The organism is Halopelagius longus, assembly GCF_900100875.1.
Lineage (GTDB): Archaea > Halobacteriota > Halobacteria > Halobacteriales > Haloferacaceae > Halopelagius > Halopelagius longus.
Genome location: NZ_FNKQ01000001.1, coordinates 1,110,786 through 1,130,475, shown reverse-complemented (window position 1 = coordinate 1,130,475; position 19,690 = coordinate 1,110,786). Strand labels below are relative to the sequence as shown.

Below are 19,690 nucleotides of genomic sequence, written 5' to 3'. Positions count from 1 at the left end.
ATTAAAGGAGGTCGTGAGCTGGGTTTAGACCGTCGTGAGACAGGTCGGCTGCTATCTATTGGGGGTGTCAAGGTACCTGACGTGAACGATCGTATAGTACGAGAGGAACTACGATTGGTCGCCGCTGGTGTACCGGTTGTCCGAGAGGGCAGTTGCCGGGCAGCTACGCGACACGGGGTAAGAGCTGAACGCATCTAAGCTCGAAACCCACATGAAAAAGAGGTACCACCGAGGTCACTCGTAGAAGACGAGTTCGATAGACTCGGGGTGTACGCGCCGAGGCAACGAGGCGTTCAGCCCGCGAGCACTAACAGACCGAGCCATACTCATACTGCATCGGACCCACCACAGTCCCGATGAAGCGGGTTCAGGCGTTAACTGGATTGCACGTACACACGGTCGAACACGAGCCACCGATACTGGTGTTTACGACGGTTCGATTCCGTCGATCGGCGTTAAGGCGGCCACAGCAGTGGGGTTACACCCGTACCCATCCCGAACACGGAAGTTAAGCCCACTCGCGTTTCGGTCAGTACTGGAGTGCGCGAGCCTCTGGGAAATCCGATTCGCCGCCTCTACTCATACTCCACAGCCCACTCTCCACGTGGAGAGTGGGCTTTTCTCATTTCGAAAGGGACGCGACGAGGAGCCACGAGCATCGCAGGTGCTCACTCCGCTCCCGTTTCCCTCCTATTCTCTCCTCGACGAGGAGTCACAACACCGGAAACCGCCGCAGTCTGCCGATTAAATCGGCGTTAATCCGGCCAAATCGTCGGTAAGCCGGGGTCAGCGAATACCTGCTTTATCCCCCACCAGTTAGAAAGGGAGAATGTGATGCGAAAGACAAAACCGCTCGTGACGCTGTTGGCAGTCGCGTTGCTCGCCGCTGCAGTCGTGCCGGCGGCGGTCAGCGCAGCGCCGACCGTAGAGACTGACGTCGAACAGGACCCCGAGACGGGAACGGCAGTCGTGACCGTGACGCAGAACGACACCGTTGTCGAGAACGCCACCGTCGAGGTGACGACGGACGGTAACTACTCCGGGACCGGCAACTACACCACCGACGCGAACGGGACGGTGGAGCTTCCCGAACCCAACGAAACGGTCGCCGTGAACCTGACCGCGACGGTGGACGGGGAGTCCGCGACGAGTAGCGAGACCCTCTACCCGCGCGAGGAGTCCCTCGACACCTACGTCGAACAGGCCGAGGACGGAAGCGCGACGGTCACCGTGACGCAGTACGGTGACGTCGTCGAGAACGCGTCCGTCGAAGTCAGCGCCGACGGTAACTACTCCGAGACGGGCAACTACACCACCGACGCGAACGGGACCGTCTCGCTTTCGCAACCCGCGGAGACGCAGAACGTCACCGTGACCGCGACGTACGACGGCCTCGGCGCCGAGTTCACCGCCGAACTCGCCGGTGCGGAGTCCGAGTTCGCGGTCAGCGTCGAACAGGAGTCGGACGGCGCGACGGTCGAAGTGACGCGTAACGACACCGCAGTCGAGAACGCGTCCGTCGAAGTCAGCGCCGACGGCAACTACTCCGGGACGGGCACGTACGAGACGGACGCCGACGGGGAAGTCGCCCTGCCGGCACCCACCGAGAACGTGACGGTCACCGTCACCGCGAGCAGTGAGGGTGACGAGGCGACGGCCACCGCGACGCTGACCACCGACTACGCCGGCGAACAGAAGAACTTCGGGCAGTCCGTCTCGCGCTTCATCGAGGCGCTCCGCGCGGCGGGGTTCAACGGACCGCCGGGTCAGATAATCTCCGACTTCGTTACGTCGAACAACCCCGGTAACGCCGACGACGCGCCGGGCCACGAGAAGAAGAACGACGCGGCGGCTAACGAGTCGAAAGACGACAAGCGCGGACCGCCCGAGAAGGCCCAGAAGAAGGGCAAAGAGAAGGGCGACGACGAGAAGGGCAACGATAAGAAAGGCAACGGCAAGAAGGGCAACGCGAAGGACGACGGAGACGACGATGAAGGCAACTCCGGCGGCGACTCCGACGACGGCAACCGAGGCCCGCCGGACCACGCGAAGGGCGGCAAGTAAACGCGACGTGCGGTAGCGGTCTCTTTCTCTTCGGAGTTCGGTACGACGCCTACGAGTCCCGTTCGAGCCTCGCTTCCAAGTCGGCGCGGGGAAGTTCGGCGCGCGCGGCGACCGTCTCCGTGTCCGCGTCGAACCGTCGAACCGCGACGACGGCGCCGTCGGCGACGAGCTCCTGCGTCGCGGCGGCGGACGACCACGGCGAGGCGGGAACTGCGGGCCCCGGACTCGCCGGCGACGGGGGCGACGCGTCAGCATCGGTCGTCACCGTCTCGGTGGCGTCGAACTCCGTCCGGCGGGTGGCAGTCGATTCGTCGCCGGCCCCGAACGTCGAACTCGGGAGGTCCGAGAGGCGAGTGACGGCGAGCGTACACGCTAGCGCGGCGGCCAGCGTTCCGCCGGGGGACGACTGCTCCTCGCGGACGCGTTCGACCGTTCCGGCGAGTGCGAGGTACCGTCGTGCGTCGTCGGCGTCGAGGAGTGCGCGTTCGGCGGCCGCGTCCCGGACCGCCGCAAGCGCGTCCTCCGCGTCGTCAGTCGTCACGAGTCGGTCAGAGCGTCGTTCTCGGCGGCGTCGGTCGGCGCGTTCAGCGTCGTCGAAACGACGGTTCCGTCCGGGCGGAGGGTGACGCGCCCCAACGTCACCGTATCGCCGGTGTCGGCGGTGCGGGCGATACCGCGCAGGGTGGACTCCCGGTCGAGTCGGTCCCAGACGATGCGTTCGACGAGTCGTTGGAACTCGTCGGGGTCGGTCCACCCGGAGTCGATGTCGGAGGGGACGTGGACGACGAACTGCAGGTCCGCCTCCGTGACGTGGATGCCGACGCCGAAGGTGTCTCCCGTCGGCGCGTCCGTCGCGTCGGCGTCGTCGGACTCGGTCATCGTCGGGTGTCGGAACTCCGGAGGCAAATAGTCGCTGGTGGCGGGCCGTGGTACGGCGTGGCGCGGGCGAGTCCGGATAGAGTCCCTTTTGCCGCCTGAGGATTCATCCGCACCTAATGAGTCACAAGATCGGACTGGTCGGCAAACCGTCCGTCGGCAAGTCCTCCTTTTTCAACGCGGCGACGATGAACGACGTTCCGGAGGGGGCGTACCCCTTCACCACCATCGATCCTTCTGTCGGCGAGGCGTACGTCCGCGTCGAGTGTGCGGCCCCCGAGTTCGACGAGTCGTGTACGCCCTCGGTGGGCTTCTGCGACGACGGCGTGCGGTTCGTGCCGGTCAAGTTGGTGGACGTGGCGGGTCTCATCCCCGGCGCACACGAGGGGAAGGGCCTCGGCAACCAGTTCCTGACGGACCTCAACGAGGCGGACGTCCTCGTCCACGTCGTCGACTTCTCCGGCGAGACGGACATCGAGGGCGAACCCACGGAGGGTCACGACCCCCGCGAGGACATCGACTTCCTCGAAGACGAACTCGACATGTGGTATCTCGACATCTTGGAGAAGGGACTCGACCGCTACCGGTCGGGCTACAACGGCGAGGAGAAGAACGTCGAGGAGGACCTCGCCGAACAGATGTCGGCGTTCAAGACGAACAAAGACGAGATAAAGCAGGTGATACTCGGTCTGGGCCTCGGGTTGGACCCCGAGGAGTGGGACGACGACGACAAGGAGGCCGTCGCCCGCGAGATTCGCAAGCGCACCAAGCCGATGGTCATCGCGGCGAACAAGATGGACAAGCCCGTAGCGCAGGAGAACTACGAGGAGATAACGTCGGACCCCGACTACGACCACCTCTCGTTCGTCCCCGCGAGTGCGCACGCGGAGAAGGCGTTGAAGAAGGCCGCCGAAAGCGGCGTCGTCGACTACCGCGCCGGCGACGGCGACTTCGAGATCGTCGGCGATATCTCCGAGGAACAGGAGGCGGGCTTAGAGCAGATACGCGAGTTCGTCGCCGAGTTCGACGGGACGGGCGTGCAGGCGGCCTTGGAGACGGCCCTGTTCGACGAGATGGGCGCTATCGCCATCTTCCCCGGAAGCGCGAACGGCAGAGGCGACACGCAGGGCGTCTTCCGGGACTGCTTCATCCTCCCGGAGGATTCGACGACGGAGGACTTCGCGTACCACCTCCACTCCGACATCGGCGACGGCTTGCTCCACGGCATCGACTGTCACACGAAACGGCAGGTCGGCGCGGACCACGTCCTCTCGCACCGCGACGTGGTCGAGATAGTCACGACGAACTGAACGAATCCCATGAAATACGTAGGTTCGGACGATACGAACGAACCGATGCAGGAGGAACGACGTGCCGTCGAGGCCGCCGTCTCCGGGGAGATCGGCGGTCTGGGTGGTGATGTGACCTTGGAAGACCTCTTCGCGGAGGAGTGGATGAGAGAGCACACCGACGCGGCGTCCATCGGCGCGTTCGTCGCCGAGAGCGACTTCGACGTCACGGATCAGGAGTCGTTCGAGGAGATACCGGACGAGGAGTGGGACGACCACGTCGCCGGGAACTCCCAGTTCGGAAGTTGGCGTGAGATGCTGAACGCGGCCATCGAGACGTACGTCCGGACGAGAATCCTCGATACGGGGACCCGCGCGGGGTCGTTCGACCCCGACGGGAGACGCCTCGACGCCGAACGCTGACGCGCGCGGACCTGAACTCGCCGACGCCCTGATTTACCGCTTTCTGACGGATCTCCGCTCGAACGGTTCTCACCGGCGACGTTCGCGGCCTCGCCGAGTTCGTCGATCGGCCCGACTCGTCACCGCGGGACGCCCTCTCCGTCGGTCGCGAGGGGTCGTCGCGTCTGAGTCAGTTGCCCCTCGAAGGAGGCCGTCGGCGCGGAGTCCGCGCGAGAGAGCGCGCGCTGTTTCTCGACTTCGGCGTGAACGGCGTCCGTAATCCGCGCGTGCTCGCCGTAGGGGTCGGCGTACTCGATGCCGCCGCGGACGAGTTCGAGTTCGTCGGGAATTCGGCTCTCGGTCGCCTCGCTTCGCGCGAGAAAGAGCGGAACCGCCACGGACCGCGTCTTCGTCGTGTTGTACCGGACGCACTCCACCGTGGGGTTCTGGAGGAGATAGCAGGTCAGAACCTCCCCGTAGGCCGACTGTTCGCGGAGTCGGGCGGCGTGATAGTCGACGGTCTGTCGGTGATAGGGCTTCGAACTGCTCCCGAACCCCACGAGGATGAGAGACACCTCCTCCGACGGCGGAATCAGGTCCGCCCCTCGCTCCTCGATTACCTCGGTGACGGCGGGGCTCTGTCCGAGCGGTTCGCAGTAGCGAACGTCCCCCGGGACGTACGAGAGCGCGGACGGGATGTCGTTGATCGTCTCGTGGGTGTGTGCGGTGCACATCGGAACCGCGTACACCTCGTCGGCGGAGAGTCGCTCGAACCGTCCGCGGAGTTCGCGAACCGGTTCGCTCTCGTACGTCGCCACCTCCACGGCGTCGGCGATAGCACGCCCGCGCAGTCGCTCGGCGTGGGCTTCGAGTACTTCGTGGGCGTTTCGCGTATCGCGGCCGATGAGGAGGATTGTGTCGGATGTCATGGGGCGTTGTCGGACAATTATACTTTAGTTAGCCCAAATTGGGTTGCTTAATGCGTTGCAACCGATTCTCAAATAAGTTTTGGTGACGCCCGTGACGTTCGCTCAGGGTGAGGAGTTCCGACGGCCGACCGACGCCTATCGGCCGGGAGAGCGCCTGCGTGCGGCAAAAACGCGCGGAACCGCCGACCTCGCTCACCCGGAGCGAACGGCGAGCACGGAGAGGTCGGAGAACGGCGACGAGTCGGCGTCGGACTCCGCCGAGAGCGCTCGGAGTTCGCCCAGCGTCGTCTTGGTCACCGCCTCGTCGTCGTGCGTCAACCGTTCCAACACGAGGGCTTCGAGCGACGCCGACGCGCCGCAGTCGAGTAACTCGGCGGCGACGTCCTCGGGCATCCAGTCGTAGGGACGCGGAAGGACGAGCAGGTGCCGTTCGCCGACGCTCTCGCGGAGTCGCTGAAGGTCGGGGGCGATGTCACCGCTCTTGTGGAGGGTGACGAACGCCGTCTCCTCCATCGGCGTCCGCGCCCTGCTCGCGGCGACCTGAAGCGACGATATCCCCGGAATCACCCGGACCGGCGCTTCGACGGCGGCCTGCACCTTCCCGACGAACTGGTAGCCCGAGTGGTTCGGGTCGCCCATCAGGACTGCCGTCCCGGACGCCCCGTCTTCGATTCGGTCGGCGAACGCCGCCAGCGTCTCCGCCTCGTCGCGGTACCCGCAGGTGAGCAGTTCGGCGTCCGTCCGCCCGCGGACGAACTCGACCACCGTCTCGAAGCCCACCACCACGTCGGCGTCGCGAATCGCACGCTCGCCGCGGGGGGTCAGATACTCCGGGTTTCCGGGACCGATGCCGACGGCGTACACCGGGCCCTCCGCGTCCGAGGGTTCGGGTTCCGACGCCGCGAGTGCCGCCGGGTCCGGGCCGGCGTCTAAGTCGTACGCGTCGCTCACGGGAGGTCTACCTCTCCGCTCCGGGCGTCGCTCGCCACGTGGACGAGTTCGTTCGTCAGGCCGGCCGCGAGTCCGCTTCCGCCGCGGCGACCGACGTTCGTAATCGCCGGGACGCCGTGTTCGCCCGCGACGTCGCGGAGGCGCTTCCGGCTCTCGGCCGCCTTGACGAACCCCACGGGGGTGGCGACGACGACGGCGGGTCGCGTCCCGTCTTCGATGCAGTCAGCGAGGGCCAGCGCCGCGGTCGGCGCGTTTCCGACGACGGCGATAGCGCCGTCGTAGACGCCCCGGCGGTCGAGTTCGAGCACCGAGGCGGCCGTCCGCGTCATCCCCGTCCGCGCCGCGAGTTCCGCTCCGTTGCCGATGGCTTTCTCGACGGGACAGTCGTGGCCGCGGCCGGTGATACCGGCCTTCACCATGGTGATGTCGGTGACGATGGGGCGCTCTTCGAGGACGGCCCGCGCGCCGGCGACGACCGGTTCCTCCGCCGTCTCGCCGGTGAACCGGACGAGGTGTTGGAACTCGGGGTCGCCCGTCGCGTGGACGCTCTTCTGTCTGATGCGGTCGGCCAGCGTCTCGTCGGGGACGAGTTTTCGCACGCGGTCCATGCTCGTCTCGGCGATGTCCATCGCGTTCTCGGTGGTCGCCCCGAGGTCGGCGTACTCCTCGAAGTCGCCGTCCTCTCGGTCGGTGCCGCGGTCCTGTCGGCCCTCCTCAGTCGTCATCGCCGGGCACCTCCGAGGCGTTCGCGCGTCCGGCGCGCGCTTCGATGTCGCCGTCAACCCGGAGGTTGATATCCCGAAGCCGGTCGGCCGTCTCGTCGTCGGCGTCCCACAGTCCGCGCTCGATGGCTTCCAAGAGCGTGTCGCTGATGCTCTCTAAGGCCCACGGGTTCACCTCGCGCATCCACTCCTGCCGTTCCTCGTCGAAGGCGTACTTCTCGGCCACGTCGCTCCAGAGTGCGTCGCTGACGACGCCGGTGGTCGCGTCCCACCCGAGGACCACGTCCACGGTGGTCGAGAGGTCGCCCGCACCCTTGTAGTCGTGTTCCGCCATGCTGTCGAGCCAATCGGGGTTGAGCACGCGGGCGCGCATCGCCTTGCGGACCTTCTCCTCGTTCGTGTACACGGAGACGTTGTCGGGGTCGCTGGAGTCGCCGACGTAGGAGGCGGGCTCCTCGCCCGCGATTTCGGAGACGGCGGTGATGAAGCCGCCGTGGAACGCGTACCAGTCCGAACTGTCGAACTCGTCCTGTTCTGCGGTGTCCTCTATCTTGACCGTCGCCTCGACGCTGCCGAGGCGGCGCTCGAAGGCGTCGTGCGCCTCGGAGACGCGCCCGCGACTTCCGAGGGCGTACCCGCCCCACTGGACGTACACGTCCGCGAGGTCCGAACGGTCCGCCCAGTTGCCCTCGTCTACGGCCTTGTTCGTCCCGGCTCCGTACCCGCCGGGGCGAGTCGTGAACACGCGGTGTTTGGCGGCTTTCTCGGGGTTCTCGACGCCCTCGTCTTCGAGTCGCTCCGTCTCCTCTTCGACGTGCTTCTTCACGTAGTTCATCTCGTGCGGTTCGTCGAGTTCGACCACCGCGTCCACGGCGTCGTGGACGACGCCCGCAGCCTGCGGGAAGGCGTCCCGGAACAGTCCCGAGACGCGCGTGGTCACGTCGATTCGGGGCCGTCCGAGTTCGTCTAAGGGTATCGGCTCCACGTCGTCGACGCGCCCGGCGTCGGTCCACACCGGTTCGACGCCCATCAGCGCCAACACCTGTGCGATGGTCTCCCCGCGGGTGCGGACGGTCGGCGTCCCCCACGCGACGACGCCTATCTCCTCTGGGTACTCGCCCCGTTCCCTACGGTGACGCTCCGCGATACCCTCTGCGACCTCTCGCCCGACCCGCCACGCGCTCTTTGCGGGCACCTTCCGCGGGTCCAACGTGTAGAAGTTCCGCGCCGTCGGGAGCAGGTCGACGCCGCCACGAGTGGGCGCGCCGCTTCCGCCGGGGGGGACGTACTCGCCGGCGAGGGCGTCCGCCGTCCGCGGAATCTCGTCTTCGGCACCCCGCACGCGCGGGGCCGCCTCCTCGCAGATGAACGCGAGTGCCTCGCGGAGACGGTCGTGCGCGCCCGACTTCGCGCGCGCGTCCCCGAGGGGGTCGATGTCCACCACGAGCAGATTCATGTTCACTTCGTCGTCGGGTTCCGCTTCCGTCTCCGACGTCGGAACGTCGAAGTCGTGCTCGGCAAGCGTCCGAACGAGGTCGAGGCTCGTCTCGTACACCTCGTCTGCGGCCTCCGAGAGCGTCATCCCGAGTTCCTCGTCGTACGCCCCCGGTTCGTCGAGCATCCGCTGGTAATCGATTCCGAGGACGCCCGCCACGCTCTCTCGGAGACTCGGCCCGCCGGGGTTCTCCAGTCGGGTGAGCGCCACGAGGTACTCGACGAGGCGTTCGTCGGCGGGCGGTTCGCTCATCGTGTGGAGCCCCATCCGAATCTGCGTCGTCTTCACGTCCGTGAGGTACGCGTGGACGCGTTCGACGAGTTCCTCGACGTCCACGTCGTCACCCTCGACGGCACCCTCCGCGAGGGTCGAACCGGCCTCCTCGGGGCCGCGAACGTCCGCTCGCTCGGATATCTCGCCGTCGATACCGAGTTCGACGGCGAGGTCCAGTTCCTCGACTTTCTCGCGGAGGAGCGCTTCGAGGTGGTCGCCGTCGTCGGTGCGGGCGTCCTCCATGCCGGCTTCGCGGTACTGGTCCGCGAGTTCTTCGAGTTCGGCGAGTTCGTCGTACGTGCCGGCGTTGCGCATCACCGGCGTCAGGTAATCGACGATGGCGGCGTAGGAACGCCGCTTCGCTTGGGTCCCCTCGCCGGGGTTGTTGACGATGTACGGGTAGACGTTCGGCAGGTCGTCGATCAACTGGTCGGGGGCGCTCTCGCCGTCCAGTCCGACCGTCTTGCCGGGGAGCCACTCTAAACTCCCGTGCGTGCCGAGGTGGACGACGGCGTCGGCGTCGAAGGAGTTGCGGAGCCACCCGTAGAACGCCACGTAGTCGTGGGGCGGTTGGAGGTCGGAGTCGTGGTACACCTTCGAGGGGTCCATCCCGAACCCGCGCGGCGGTTGGACGGTGACGAGGACGTTCCCGAACTCCACGCCGGGGATGGCGAACGGCCGGTCGGGGGCTTCGCCCCACTCCTCGACGACGTTCGCCCGGAATCGCTCGTCGGCGGCCTCGAACCACTCGCGGTACTGCTCGGGGGAGACGACGTCGACGCTCAGGTCGCGGACGTCCTCGGGGGCGACCCAGCGGTCGTCGAGGGTCAGTTGCGACGTGAGCCGTTCGACTAAGGACTGACCGCTCTCGGGGAGTCGTCCGCCGATATTGTAGTTACGGGCGTCCAGTTCTTCGAGGAGATTGACCGTGCTCTCAGGGCTGTCGAGTCCGAAGGCGGTGCCGATGCCGTCGTCGCTCGGCGGGTAGTTGTGCAGGACGACCGCGACGTTCTTCTCCTCGTTGGGGGTGTGCCGCAGGCTCGCCCAGTTGACCGCGAGTCGCGCGGCGTGGTCCACCCGGTCGTCGATAGGGAAGTGCTGCTTCGGCGCGCTTCCGATACCTGCCTCGTCGTCGGTTCGCTCCTTGCCGCTTATGGGGTGGGTGACGACGTTGCCGTCGAACTCCGGAAGCGCGACCGAGAGGGCGAGTTCGAAGCCCATCACGCCGGTGTCGCTCTTCTCGTACCGGGAGCGAGAGCGCATCGTCGTCACGGTCTGAATGACGGGCACGCCGAGTCGGTCGAGGAACACGTCCTCGGCGCCGTCGCCCTCGTCGTCGGCCGACCGGCCGCGTTCGTCCATCGACAGCGAGAACATGAACGACGAGAGCACGGCGTCGACGACGGGGTCGCCGTCCGCGTCGAGCAACCACTCCTCGGTCACTCGCTCGGCGTCCCACTGCTCGTCGCTATCCGTCGCGGGGTTGCAGAATATCGGGAGCGCGTTCGCGCCCTGCGCCTCGATGGCGCGCACCTGCGCGTCGACGTAGCGGGTGTTCTCGTGGGTCCAGTGGGACTCGTAGAACCAGACGCCGACCGTCGGCGCTGCCGGGTCGAACGTGCCGAGGAGTTCGTCGTACGACGCGCCGGGGTGGTCCGGGTGGTAGACGCCCTCCGTCGGGAGCGTCACGGGGTCGTCGTACTCGTAGTCGCCGTCCCCGTACTCGTCGGCGAGGAACCGAACGCAGTTCGCGACGTTGCTGGTTCCGCCCTTCTCCAAGTACTCGTACACCCGGTCGCGGTCCGCCGCGGCGACGGACGTGTCCTCCAGCGCGTAGGCGTCGCCGGTCGATTTGACGACCAGCGGAACGCCGGCGTCTTCGAGGCGGCCGACGGCGTGGTCGTACCCCGGCATGCTCTCCTCCGCGCCGTGGAGCCAGAAGATTGCCGCCGTCGCGTCTTCTATCTCGTCGAGGAACGCGTCGACGTCCGCCTGCCCGTCGAAGTCGCTCTCCGAGCGAACGACCAGGTTCGCGTCCGTCCGCTCGGCGGCCCGCTGGACGGCCCCGAGTTCGTTTTCGGTCGCGGTGTATAGGCCGATTGTTGACATAACGTTGTTAAACCTCCATTGCGCTAATACAAGTATGGTTGACTTCGGCAGAGCCAAAAAAGCTTCGTACGCCGGGGGTACGTCGCTCTCTTTCTCGGAAATCGTCGGTCAGGAGGAACTCAAGAGCGCTTTACTAACCGTCGGGGCGAACGCGGCGTTGGACGGACTGCTGATACGGGGCGAGAAGGGGACGGCGAAGTCCACGGCGGTTCGGGCGCTCGCCGACCTCCTTCCGACGCAGGAAGCCGTCGAGGACTGTCCTTACGGGTGTCCGCCGAACGCCCCGGAGAAGCAGTGTGCGGACTGCCGCGACCGGACGGACCCGCCGACGACCGAGCGTTCGGTACCGCTCGTGACCCTGCCGTTGGGGGCGACGCGCGAACGGGTGGTCGGGACGCTCTCCGTCGCGGACGCCTTAGACGGCCAGCACGAGTTCGACCCCGGACTGCTCGCCCGCGCCAACCGCGGCATCCTCTACGTGGACGAGGTGAACCTCCTCGACGACCACCTCGTGGACGTGCTTCTCGACGCGGCGGCCAGCGGCGTCAACACGGTCGAACGCGACGGCGTGAGCGTCTCCCACCCGGCCGATTTCACGCTCGTCGGGACGATGAACCCGGAGGAGGGAGAGCTCAGACCGCAGTTGCGCGACCGCTTCGCGCTCCAAGCGACGGTGACGGCCTGCGAGGACATCGACCGCCGGGTCGAAATCATCGACCGGGCGACGGGACGGACGGACGTTACCCCCGCCAATGCGACCGACGCGCCGGACGACGGACGCGGTATCGACGACCCCCGAGGCCGCCTGCGACGGGCCCGGAAACGGCTCCCCGAGGTCGAACTGCCGACGCAGTTCGCCAGAGACATCGCGGAACTCTGCCGCGACTCGGGCATCGAGGGGCACCGCGGGGACATCGCCGCGGCGCGGGCCGCCGCGACGTTCGCCGCCCTCGAGGGGCGTTCGAAGGTCGTCGAGTCCGACGTTCGGCGGGCGGCGGAACTCGCACTCCCCCACCGGCTCCGGTCGCGCCCGTTCGAGGACGCCCCCGACCCCGAGGAACTCCTCGACGACCACTTCGACGAGGGGAGTGACGACGGCCGGGAGAATGGAGAAGACGGGCAGGACGAAGCCGAGGGAGAGGGCGAAGCCGACGGGGAGGACCGAGCGGAACGCGACGGGCAGTCCGACTCCGACGAGGAGTCCGCCGACGAGACGGGCGACGCCGACGACGCCTCCGACTCGACACCCGATTCGACCGGACCGGACGACGAGAGCGACGAGACCGACGACGGAAACGACGGATCAGACGGCGCTGTAGCGCCGTCACCCCGGAACGGCGGGGGAGCGGACGACGAAGCCGAAGCGAACACCGACGGGAGCGACGGGGAGACGGACGAAAGCGACGGAGAATCGGGCGAGAGCGACGAGCAAACGGAGGGTACCCCGATAGTGCCGGGGCAGTCCCGCGCCGGCGTGGGGGAGGCGGCCGCCCCCGACCTGTCCGCGCCGGAGGCCGTCGAACGGGGGAAAGCGGGGGGCGGGTCTCGGTCGCGAACGCGGCCGAGCGTGGACGACGAGGGGGCCCGCGTACGAAGTCAGCGCGCGGATTCGAACCGGGGCATCGACGCCGCGGCGTCGGTTCGCGCGGCGACCGCCCGCGGGGCGCCGTCCGTCGAGTCGCGCGACCTGCGTCAGTCCGTCCGTCGGAGCGACGCCTCGGCGCTCGTGCTGTTCGCCGTCGACGCCAGCGCGTCGATGCTGCCCGCGATGCGCGCGGCGAAGGGAACCGTGCTCGAACTCCTGAAAGACGCGTACCAAAAGCGCGACGAAGTCGCGTTCGTCGCCTTCGCCGGCGACGAGGCGGACGTCCTCCTCCCGCCGACGAACAGCGTCACCCTCGCCGCCCGGCACCTGAAGGACCTGCCGACGGGCGACCGGACGCCCCTCCCCGCCGGACTCCGGACCGCCGGCGACGTGCTCGAACGCGCCGACCCGGCCGCAGGCGTCGTCGTCCTGGTCACCGACGGGCGGGCGAACGTCGCGGAGGGGAGTCCGGTCCGCGAGACGCGCGCGGCCGCGCGGCGGTTGACCGAACTCGGCGCGCACGTCGTCGTCGTGGACGCCGGCGACGACGACAGAGCCGGACTGACGGGCACGATCGCCGACGAGACGGGCGGCGAACGCGTTCCGCTCTCGGCGCTCTCGGCCGAACGGATAGACGCCGCCGTCGGCGCCGCTCGCGAAACCTAGGTTTCGCACACTCGGAAGATTTACAAATCTACTTGTTGTTGTGCAAGTGTGGTTTAGAATGGCGACTGCCAACAACACCGTTCACGGTCGTATCGAACAGGCTCGCGCGGAACTGACCCCGGCGCAGATGGCTACCGGACTCGCTCTCGTCGTCGCGCTCGGGTTCGCACTGCTGTTCGTGCAGGAGCCGATGGTGCACGATTCGATGCACAACTTCCGGCACGCGGCGGGCGTCACCTGTCACTGATCATGTTCTTTACGTACGTGAAGCGAGGCGTGAAGGCGGGCGTCGTCGCCGGACTCGTGTTCGGCCTGCTCGTGGCCCTCGTCGGAAACCCGTTCATCGCGTTCGCCGACGAGTTCGGCGGAGCGGGCCACCACGCGGACGGCCACACCCACGAGACGGGCGAATCCCACCACGACAGCGCCGTTTCCGCGGCGGTCACGAACGCCGTGAGCGTCGTCTCCGGCGTCCTCTGGGGCGTCCTCCTCGGCGGGGTGGTCTTCGGCGTCGCCTACTACTTCCTCGAACCCGCGATACCGGGGACCGGCGGCACGAAGAGCTATCTGTTGGCCGTCGCCGGCTTCGTCACCGCATCGGGCGCGCCGTGGCTCGCTTTACCGCCCCAGATAGGCGCCGAGCAGTCGCTCCCCACCGACACCCGCCTCCTCGTCTACGGGGGGATGATGGTCGCCGGCGCGTTCGTCTGCCTGCTCTCGGGGTTCGCGTACGACCGCCTCCGTGGCGAGTACGGGCGGGCCACCGCCGCAGTCGTCGCGGTGTTCCCCTTCGGTCTGCTCGCGATTCCGGTCGCGCTCGCGCCGTCGAACTCGGTCGAGAGCGCGCTTCCGTCGGAGTTCGCGGTGGGGCTGACCGGGATGGTCGTGTTCGGGCAGGCGTTGCTCTGGCTGGTCCTCGCGGGCACGCACGCCTTACTCGGTCGCCGCGCGACGGACGGTCGGGCGTCCGAGCCTTCGACGCCGAACGCGGAGACGACGCTCGGAGCGGACTGATGCGACCGCGAACCGAAGAGGTCGCAGAAAAGGGGTTCTCCGACCACGTGCTCGTCTGTACGAACGCGCGGGACTCGGAGTACGCCTGCTGTGCGGAGGCGCACGGCGCGGACGTGTACGACGCGGTGAAATCGTGGTTGCGGGAGCGAGACGTCTTCTGGTCGCGCGTCCACGTCGCCGAGACGAGTTGCCTCGGACTGTGCAGCGCGGAGGGCACCGCGGTGGCTATCCACCCCCGCAGTCGGTGGTACTCGGACGTGCGCCCGGAGGACGTTCCGGACCTGCTCGAAGGCGAGTTCGGTCCGGACGCGACGGAGTTAGGAGTCCGCCGAGGAGACGACGCTCGGCCGGACGAGTAGTTCTGCGGACCGTTCGACAGTCGTCCGAGGAAGTCGAGTTTTCCGAGAAGAACCGGACGCTACGTCTCCGACGAGCGACGCGGCCGAGTGTGTTACGCTCGCTCTTCGGTTCCGAGGAGCACCCGGTAGGTGCCTCGTTCCGCGCCGTCGTCGTGGTAGACGACGGGCTCTTCGACGGCGGCGAACGCCTCGCCGTCGAGTGCGACGGCCGTGACGACGCCGTCGGTTTCGAGGCTCGTCTCGGGGCCGGCGTCCGTACCGAACAGTCGCAGGCCGTGCACGTCGGCGTCGCGCGTCCGGAAGTGCTGCGCTCCGGGGACGGCGACGCGTCCGCCTGCCGTCCCGAGTTCGCTCGCGAACCCGCCGACGGAGGCCGTCCACGCGCGTTCGCCGTCGGGGGTGTAGCCGACGGCGGTGTGTTCCCGCGGGTGTAACGACTCCGTCTCGCGGCCCTCCGTCGAGTACGTGTTCCCCGTGACGAAGACTACGCCCTCGCTCGTCGCGTGCGCGTGATTCGGATACGCGTACAGCGTCTCGTCGCCGACGGTCGTCGGCGTCGCTACGTCGACGCGCCACTCCTCGGCACCGCCTCGGCCGAGGCGGTAGCCGCGGTAGTCGCCGTGACTGGCGACCACGGCTCCGTCGTCCACGAGGGAGACGTCGCCGACGCGTCGCTGACCGTCGGTTCCGGGGTCCCACTCCCACCGAACCTCGCCCGTCTCCGCGTCGAGGACGACGAGGCCGTGCTGGTGAGCGCCCGGACAGCGGTTGTAGGCGATCCCGAGGCGTCGCCCGTCGGCGTCGATGCTGATCGGGGAGGCGTCGGTCTCGTACGTCCAGACCGCCTCTCCCTCCACGTCGAAGGCGTACACCGCGCTGGAAAACGAGCGGCGGTCGCCGTCGCGTTCGTAGCGCCGAGCGGCGACGTACAGTCGGTCGCCGCCGGACGCGACGTCGGCGACGAACGGGAGGAAGAAGCGCGACTCCTTCTGGGGCGTCCCCACGTCGGCCGCCGTGTCGTACGTCCAGCGACGTTCGCCGGTCGCGGCGTCGTAGACCCGGATGCGTCCCTCGGGGCCGCGTTCGCCGACCGCGACGCCGTCGCCGAACGACGCCGCCGAGACGACGGACGCGCTCTCGCTCCGCGTTTCGGCGCTCCAACGCTCGTCGAGCGTGGACCGGTCGTACGCGAGTACGTCGCCGGCGGCCGTCCCGACGACCAGGAGTTCGTCGCGCAGTTCGACCGCCGACCGTCTGCCGGCGTGGCGGGACCGGGCCGGCGTCACCTCGCCGAGTTCGACCGCGCACGGTTCTCCCGCGTCACTCATCGACGGGGAACGTCTCGTGGAGTACGTCGTGGGCCTCGCCCAGTCCGCCGAGGACGCTCTCCCCCTGGTCGGTTAGCCTGCGGACGGCGCGCTCGGCGTCCCGAACGGCTACCAACCGTCCGCGGAGGTAGTCGTACTCCGGATCGTCGGCGTCCGTCGCGGCTATCTCCTCTTCGAGGTCCACCAGCGCCGCGTCGAGGTGTCGCTGAATCTCCGAGAGCGTCGCGGCGTTCGCCAAAGCCTCGACGGGTCCGTCGAGGTGCCCGTCGAGCTCTTTCTCGGCGTGTTCGCGCGCGCTCCGGTCTTCGGTTCCGAGGACGTTCATCAGTCCGAGTCGTAGTGCTTCGATTTCGTAGCAGCTCATTGTATTATAGCGTCTGATCGACGATATCCGAGACGATGCGATCCCTGTCGAGGTGGGACGAGACGATTCGCTCCGCGTCGCTTCGGTCGACGCCGCCGTACCAGACGCCGTCGGGGTAGACGGCGACCATCGGGCCGTCGCCGCACCGACCGAGGCAGGACGAGCGCGTGATCCGGGCGTCGCAGGCGTCGGAGTCGCGTGCCTCCTGCCGCAACCGTTCGAGCACGGCCGGCGACCCGTCGGCGGCGCAGGTCTGGTTCGTACACACCGCGACGTGTTTCTCCGGGGCGTCGTGGGCGTGCGGATCCTCGTCCACGTCGTCGCGGTCGGCGTGCGATTCGAGGTGCGTCATCGCCCGCAGCATCGCACGCGCGCCGCCGACGTCCTCCTCGTAGCCGTCGAGTTCGACCTTGTACTTGCAGGTGTCGCAGGACATGTCCACGCTGTCGGTGCGCGCTTCCTGCCAGCGGTCGCCGAGAACGTCCAACAGACGCGTGTCGGTTCCCAGCGGGTCGCCGGCGGCGGCGGCGACGTACGGGTACTCGTCGTCGAATTCGTCCGCGCCGTCGCGGATGCGCCCCGTGAGAACGCCGTCGCCCAGCATGTACGGGAGCACGACGACGGCGTCCGGACGGTGCTTGGCCACCGCGTGCAGCGTCTCGTCGAGGCGTGGTTCGGTGACGCCGACGAACGACGTTTCGACGCGGTCGAACGACCGCCCCTCGTACAGTAACCGGGCGAGTTTGTGCGCGTCGGCGTTCGCGTCCGGATCGCTGGACCCGCGGGCGCAGAGCACCACCGCCACGTCGTCCTCCTCGCGGTCCACGCCCAACTCCGCCTCTACCGCCGCGGCCCGGTCGTCGAGGATATCGACGAGTGCGGGGTGGACGCCGAGGTGCGCCCCGGTGTGTACCGTGAGTTCGGGGTGGTCCGTGCGGGCCTCCTGTACCGCCAGCGGAACGTCGTTCTTGACGTGACTCGCCGCGAACAGCGAGAGTTGGACGACGGTGACTCGCGAGACGCTCGCCGCCAGTCCCGCGATGGCGTCCGGTATCGAGGGCTTCGCCAGTTCGAGAAAGCCCGCGTCCACCGGGACGCCCAGTCGGCCCTCCAACTCGGCGGCGAGCGTGCGAACCTGCTCGTTGGACTTCTCGCGGCGGGAGCCGTGGCCGACGAGCAGTACGGCCTCGTCGTCCAGTCCGACCGGGGCCGCTTTCGCGTTCGCGGTCATCGGGAGAGTTCTCCCACCTCGCTTCCGGTCGCGCGCTCGACGCTCCGGCGGAGTTTCCGGCGTCGCTCCGCCGAGTACAGTCCCGTCTCGTCGCTGCCGTCGTACACCCACTCCGCGAACGCCGCAGTGTCGGCGTCGTCGGCCAGCCCGAACCAGTAGCCCCCAGAGGACGTCTCCGAGAGGTCGTCGGTCGGGACGTGCGGTTCGGCGGCGTCGAGAAGCGACCGGACCGTCCGAAGCAGCGTCTCGTCGTCGTGGACGAACGACACGCCGACCGACGCCGAGGACTCGCGGAAACAGACGGTGCCGCAGGCTTCGAGGAGTCCCCGGACGAGTTGCGCGCGGTGGTCGGAGAACGTGTCGAACCGGTACCCGCCGGGCTGTCCGTCGATTGGCAGGCCGAGGGCGGCACCGGCGCGGCCGGCCGGCGCGCCGAACACTTGCAGTTCGTACTCGTCCTCGAAGCGGACGATGGAGGCGTCGTGCGCCGACTCGCGGGCGGCCACGCGGTGCTCGTTTTCGGTCCGGCCCGCGCCGGCGACGGCCGCCAACGCGTCGGCGGACGTGCCGTCTTCCGTCCGGACGGTCACGCAGTCCCGCGTCAGTTCGCCGTCGCCCGCCACGCGACCCCAGAAGTACGCCGTCGCCGCCGTCGCCGAGAGCAGGTCCTCGACGGGATCGGGCGTCGGCGCTTCGGCGGCCGAGTCACTCATCGTCCACCTCGGTCACGTCGATAGCGCCGACGGGACAGGCGCGGGCGGCCTGTTCTGCGTCCGCCAGTCGGTCGTCCGCGAACGCCACGACCATCTCGTCGGCGTCGTCGCCGTCGGCGTCTCCGTCGTCGCCGCCTCGGTCGCCGCCGTCTATCGTCGCCAGACCGTCCGTCGCCTCGGCGAACCGGTCGTCGCGCACGAGGCAGGCGAAGACGCCGTCGCAGGCGCGTCGGTCGAGGCGGACCCGGTACTCAGTAGTCATACTTGGACTCGTACCCCCGCGGCGTCACCATCCGGTCGTCCCAGACGTACGTCTCCTCGTTGCCGACCAAGAGGGTCGTGGTCATGTCGATGAGGTCCGTCTCGCCGAGTTCCTCTAACTCCCGCAGTTCGACGATTTCGACCCGTTCGTCGTCGCGTCCCGCGCCGTGGACGATGCCCACCGGGGTGTCCGGCGCGCGGTGTTCCAGCAGAATCTCGCAGCACTTCTCGAAGTTCTCCCGGCGCTTTCGGCTCCACGGGTTGTAGATGGCGATGGTGAAGCCCTCGCCCGCGACGGCGTGGAGGCGGGACTCGATGGTCGGCATCGGCGTCAGGTGGTCCGAAAGCGAGATGCTGACGGTGTCGTTGACGAGGGGCGCGCCCAACCGCGCGCCGCAGGACTGGGCGGCCGGCACGCCCGGGACCACCTCGAAATCGACCATGCTCGCGGTCGCTCCCTTCGATTCGAGGATTTCGAGCGCGAGTCCGGCCAGCGCGTAGACGTTCGGGTCGCCGCTCCCGATGATGGCGACGTCGTTCCCGGCGAGGGCGCGGTCTATCGCCTCCTCCGTGCGGGAGACTTCGCCGCACATCGGCGTGTCGTACAGTTCCTCGGCCGACTCCGTGACCTCCTCCGGCAGGAGTTCGACGTACGTGGTGTAGCCGACGATGTGGTCCGCCTCCAAGAGCGACGCGCGGGCGCGTTGGGTCATCCCCTCCGGTTGGCCGGGGCCTAACCCGACGGCGACGAGTCGGCCGGGGTCGGCCTCGAAGTCGTCGACGGTCGACCCGACCTTCTCGTCGGTCGCGGACGTCTTCGAGGCGCCGCACCCGGACGAAGACGAGGACCCGGAGGCTCCGCACTTCGACGCCGTCTCGTCGGTGCTCGCCTCCGTTTCGGCGCTACTCGCGACGCCGCCGTCCGCCTTCGATTTCGAGGCTCCGCACTTCGAACTCGACGCCGCGTCGGTCGCGCCGTCGGCCGCGTTGGCGGCGTCGCTCGCTCCGCATTCGCTCTCTGCGTCTGTGCTCCGTTCGGTGGTGTCGTCAGTGCTCATT

19 protein-coding genes and 2 rRNA genes are annotated in these 19,690 nt (G+C 68.1%); 9 read left to right on the top strand and 12 right to left on the bottom strand.

What is annotated here, in order from left to right:
• From BLS11_RS05905 to BLS11_RS05895, 3 genes are all read left to right on the top strand, one after another.
• Window positions 1-331: ribosomal RNA gene (locus tag BLS11_RS05905) — 23S ribosomal RNA — on the top strand; the annotation flags it as partial.
• Between the two features lie 125 nt (window positions 332-456).
• Window positions 457-578: ribosomal RNA gene (rrf, locus tag BLS11_RS05900) — 5S ribosomal RNA — on the top strand.
• Window positions 579-834: 256 nt separating this feature from the next.
• A complete protein-coding gene (locus BLS11_RS05895) occupies window positions 835-2,064 on the top strand; it encodes a hypothetical protein (RefSeq protein WP_092534317.1) in 1,230 nt (409 codons plus the stop codon).
• A gap of 49 nt (window positions 2,065-2,113) precedes the next feature.
• On the opposite strand, the gene BLS11_RS05890 is transcribed toward BLS11_RS05895, so the two are convergent.
• Together BLS11_RS05890 and BLS11_RS05885 are read right to left on the bottom strand one after the other, a co-directional pair.
• Window positions 2,114-2,605 (bottom strand): hypothetical protein, encoded by a 492-nt coding sequence (locus BLS11_RS05890; protein WP_092534314.1) that lies wholly within the window; start codon window positions 2,603-2,605, stop codon window positions 2,114-2,116.
• Entirely contained in the window at window positions 2,602-2,943 is a 342-nt protein-coding gene (locus tag BLS11_RS05885; RefSeq protein WP_092534311.1) for a DUF8124 family protein, read from the bottom strand. The genes BLS11_RS05890 and BLS11_RS05885 overlap by 4 nt, the downstream gene beginning before the upstream one ends.
• A 116-nt stretch (window positions 2,944-3,059) precedes the next feature.
• Between BLS11_RS05885 and BLS11_RS05880 the strand changes: the two genes are divergently transcribed.
• Window positions 3,060-4,250 carry a redox-regulated ATPase YchF gene (locus tag BLS11_RS05880; RefSeq protein WP_092534308.1) on the top strand — a complete coding sequence of 397 codons (1,191 nt, stop codon included), beginning with the start codon at window positions 3,060-3,062 and terminating at the stop codon, window positions 4,248-4,250.
• Between the two features lie 9 nt (window positions 4,251-4,259).
• Window positions 4,260-4,652, top strand: coding sequence for a hypothetical protein (locus tag BLS11_RS05875; protein WP_092534305.1), 393 nt, complete (start codon window positions 4,260-4,262; stop codon window positions 4,650-4,652).
• Window positions 4,653-4,771: 119 nt separating this feature from the next.
• Here the strand turns inward: BLS11_RS05875 and BLS11_RS05870 are convergent, their stop codons facing one another.
• From BLS11_RS05870 to cobN, 4 genes are all read right to left on the bottom strand, one after another.
• On the bottom strand, window positions 4,772-5,560 hold the full coding sequence (locus BLS11_RS05870) for a CbiX/SirB N-terminal domain-containing protein (protein WP_092534302.1): 789 nt from the start codon (window positions 5,558-5,560) through the stop codon (window positions 4,772-4,774).
• A gap of 192 nt (window positions 5,561-5,752) precedes the next feature.
• Complete coding sequence (locus BLS11_RS05865; protein ID WP_092534299.1) at window positions 5,753-6,511, bottom strand: cobalt-precorrin-7 (C(5))-methyltransferase; 759 nt, start codon at window positions 6,509-6,511, stop codon at window positions 5,753-5,755.
• Window positions 6,508-7,236, bottom strand: coding sequence for a precorrin-8X methylmutase (locus BLS11_RS05860; protein ID WP_092534296.1), 729 nt, complete (start codon window positions 7,234-7,236; stop codon window positions 6,508-6,510). Before BLS11_RS05860 ends, BLS11_RS05865 begins: the two co-directional genes overlap by 4 nt.
• Window positions 7,226-11,110 carry a cobaltochelatase subunit CobN gene (cobN, locus tag BLS11_RS05855; protein ID WP_092534293.1) on the bottom strand — a complete coding sequence of 1,295 codons (3,885 nt, stop codon included), beginning with the start codon at window positions 11,108-11,110 and terminating at the stop codon, window positions 7,226-7,228. Before cobN ends, BLS11_RS05860 begins: the two co-directional genes overlap by 11 nt.
• Before the next feature lie 34 nt (window positions 11,111-11,144).
• Here cobN and BLS11_RS05850 point away from each other — a divergent pair, with 34 nt between their 5' ends.
• The 4 genes from BLS11_RS05850 to BLS11_RS05835 are packed head-to-tail and all read left to right on the top strand — an operon-like array spanning window position 11,145 to window position 14,734.
• A complete protein-coding gene (locus tag BLS11_RS05850) occupies window positions 11,145-13,361 on the top strand; it encodes an ATP-binding protein (RefSeq protein WP_092534290.1) in 2,217 nt (738 codons plus the stop codon).
• A 58-nt stretch (window positions 13,362-13,419) separates the two neighbouring features.
• A complete protein-coding gene (locus BLS11_RS05845) occupies window positions 13,420-13,608 on the top strand; it encodes a CbtB domain-containing protein (RefSeq protein WP_092534287.1) in 189 nt (62 codons plus the stop codon).
• Window positions 13,609-13,610: 2 nt separating this feature from the next.
• Window positions 13,611-14,375: a CbtA family protein gene (locus BLS11_RS05840; RefSeq protein WP_092534284.1), complete on the top strand. Its 765-nt coding sequence runs from the start codon at window positions 13,611-13,613 to the stop codon at window positions 14,373-14,375.
• Window positions 14,375-14,734, top strand: coding sequence for a (2Fe-2S) ferredoxin domain-containing protein (locus BLS11_RS05835; RefSeq protein ID WP_092534281.1), 360 nt, complete (start codon window positions 14,375-14,377; stop codon window positions 14,732-14,734). Before BLS11_RS05840 ends, BLS11_RS05835 begins: the two co-directional genes overlap by 1 nt.
• A 92-nt stretch (window positions 14,735-14,826) precedes the next feature.
• Here the strand turns inward: BLS11_RS05835 and BLS11_RS05830 are convergent, their stop codons facing one another.
• From BLS11_RS05830 to cobJ, 6 genes are read right to left on the bottom strand one after another with little or no spacing between them, the layout of a single operon-like run.
• Window positions 14,827-16,062: an outer membrane protein assembly factor BamB family protein gene (locus tag BLS11_RS05830; protein WP_092534278.1), complete on the bottom strand. Its 1,236-nt coding sequence runs from the start codon at window positions 16,060-16,062 to the stop codon at window positions 14,827-14,829.
• Window positions 16,055-16,426 carry a DUF3209 family protein gene (locus BLS11_RS05825; RefSeq protein WP_092534275.1) on the bottom strand — a complete coding sequence of 124 codons (372 nt, stop codon included), beginning with the start codon at window positions 16,424-16,426 and terminating at the stop codon, window positions 16,055-16,057. The genes BLS11_RS05830 and BLS11_RS05825 overlap by 8 nt, the downstream gene beginning before the upstream one ends.
• A gap of 4 nt (window positions 16,427-16,430) precedes the next feature.
• A complete protein-coding gene (locus BLS11_RS05820; protein ID WP_092534272.1) occupies window positions 16,431-17,657 on the bottom strand; it encodes a CbiX/SirB N-terminal domain-containing protein in 1,227 nt (408 codons plus the stop codon).
• Window positions 17,654-18,370, bottom strand: a complete 717-nt coding sequence (locus tag BLS11_RS05815; RefSeq protein WP_092534269.1) for a cobalamin biosynthesis protein — start codon at window positions 18,368-18,370, stop codon at window positions 17,654-17,656. Before BLS11_RS05815 ends, BLS11_RS05820 begins: the two co-directional genes overlap by 4 nt.
• Window positions 18,363-18,632 (bottom strand): ferredoxin, encoded by a 270-nt coding sequence (locus BLS11_RS05810; RefSeq protein ID WP_092534266.1) that lies wholly within the window; start codon window positions 18,630-18,632, stop codon window positions 18,363-18,365. The genes BLS11_RS05815 and BLS11_RS05810 overlap by 8 nt, the downstream gene beginning before the upstream one ends.
• Window positions 18,622-19,689: a precorrin-3B C(17)-methyltransferase gene (cobJ, locus tag BLS11_RS05805; RefSeq protein WP_092534263.1), complete on the bottom strand. Its 1,068-nt coding sequence runs from the start codon at window positions 19,687-19,689 to the stop codon at window positions 18,622-18,624. The genes BLS11_RS05810 and cobJ overlap by 11 nt, the downstream gene beginning before the upstream one ends.
• Window position 19,690: the final 1 nt, after the last annotated feature.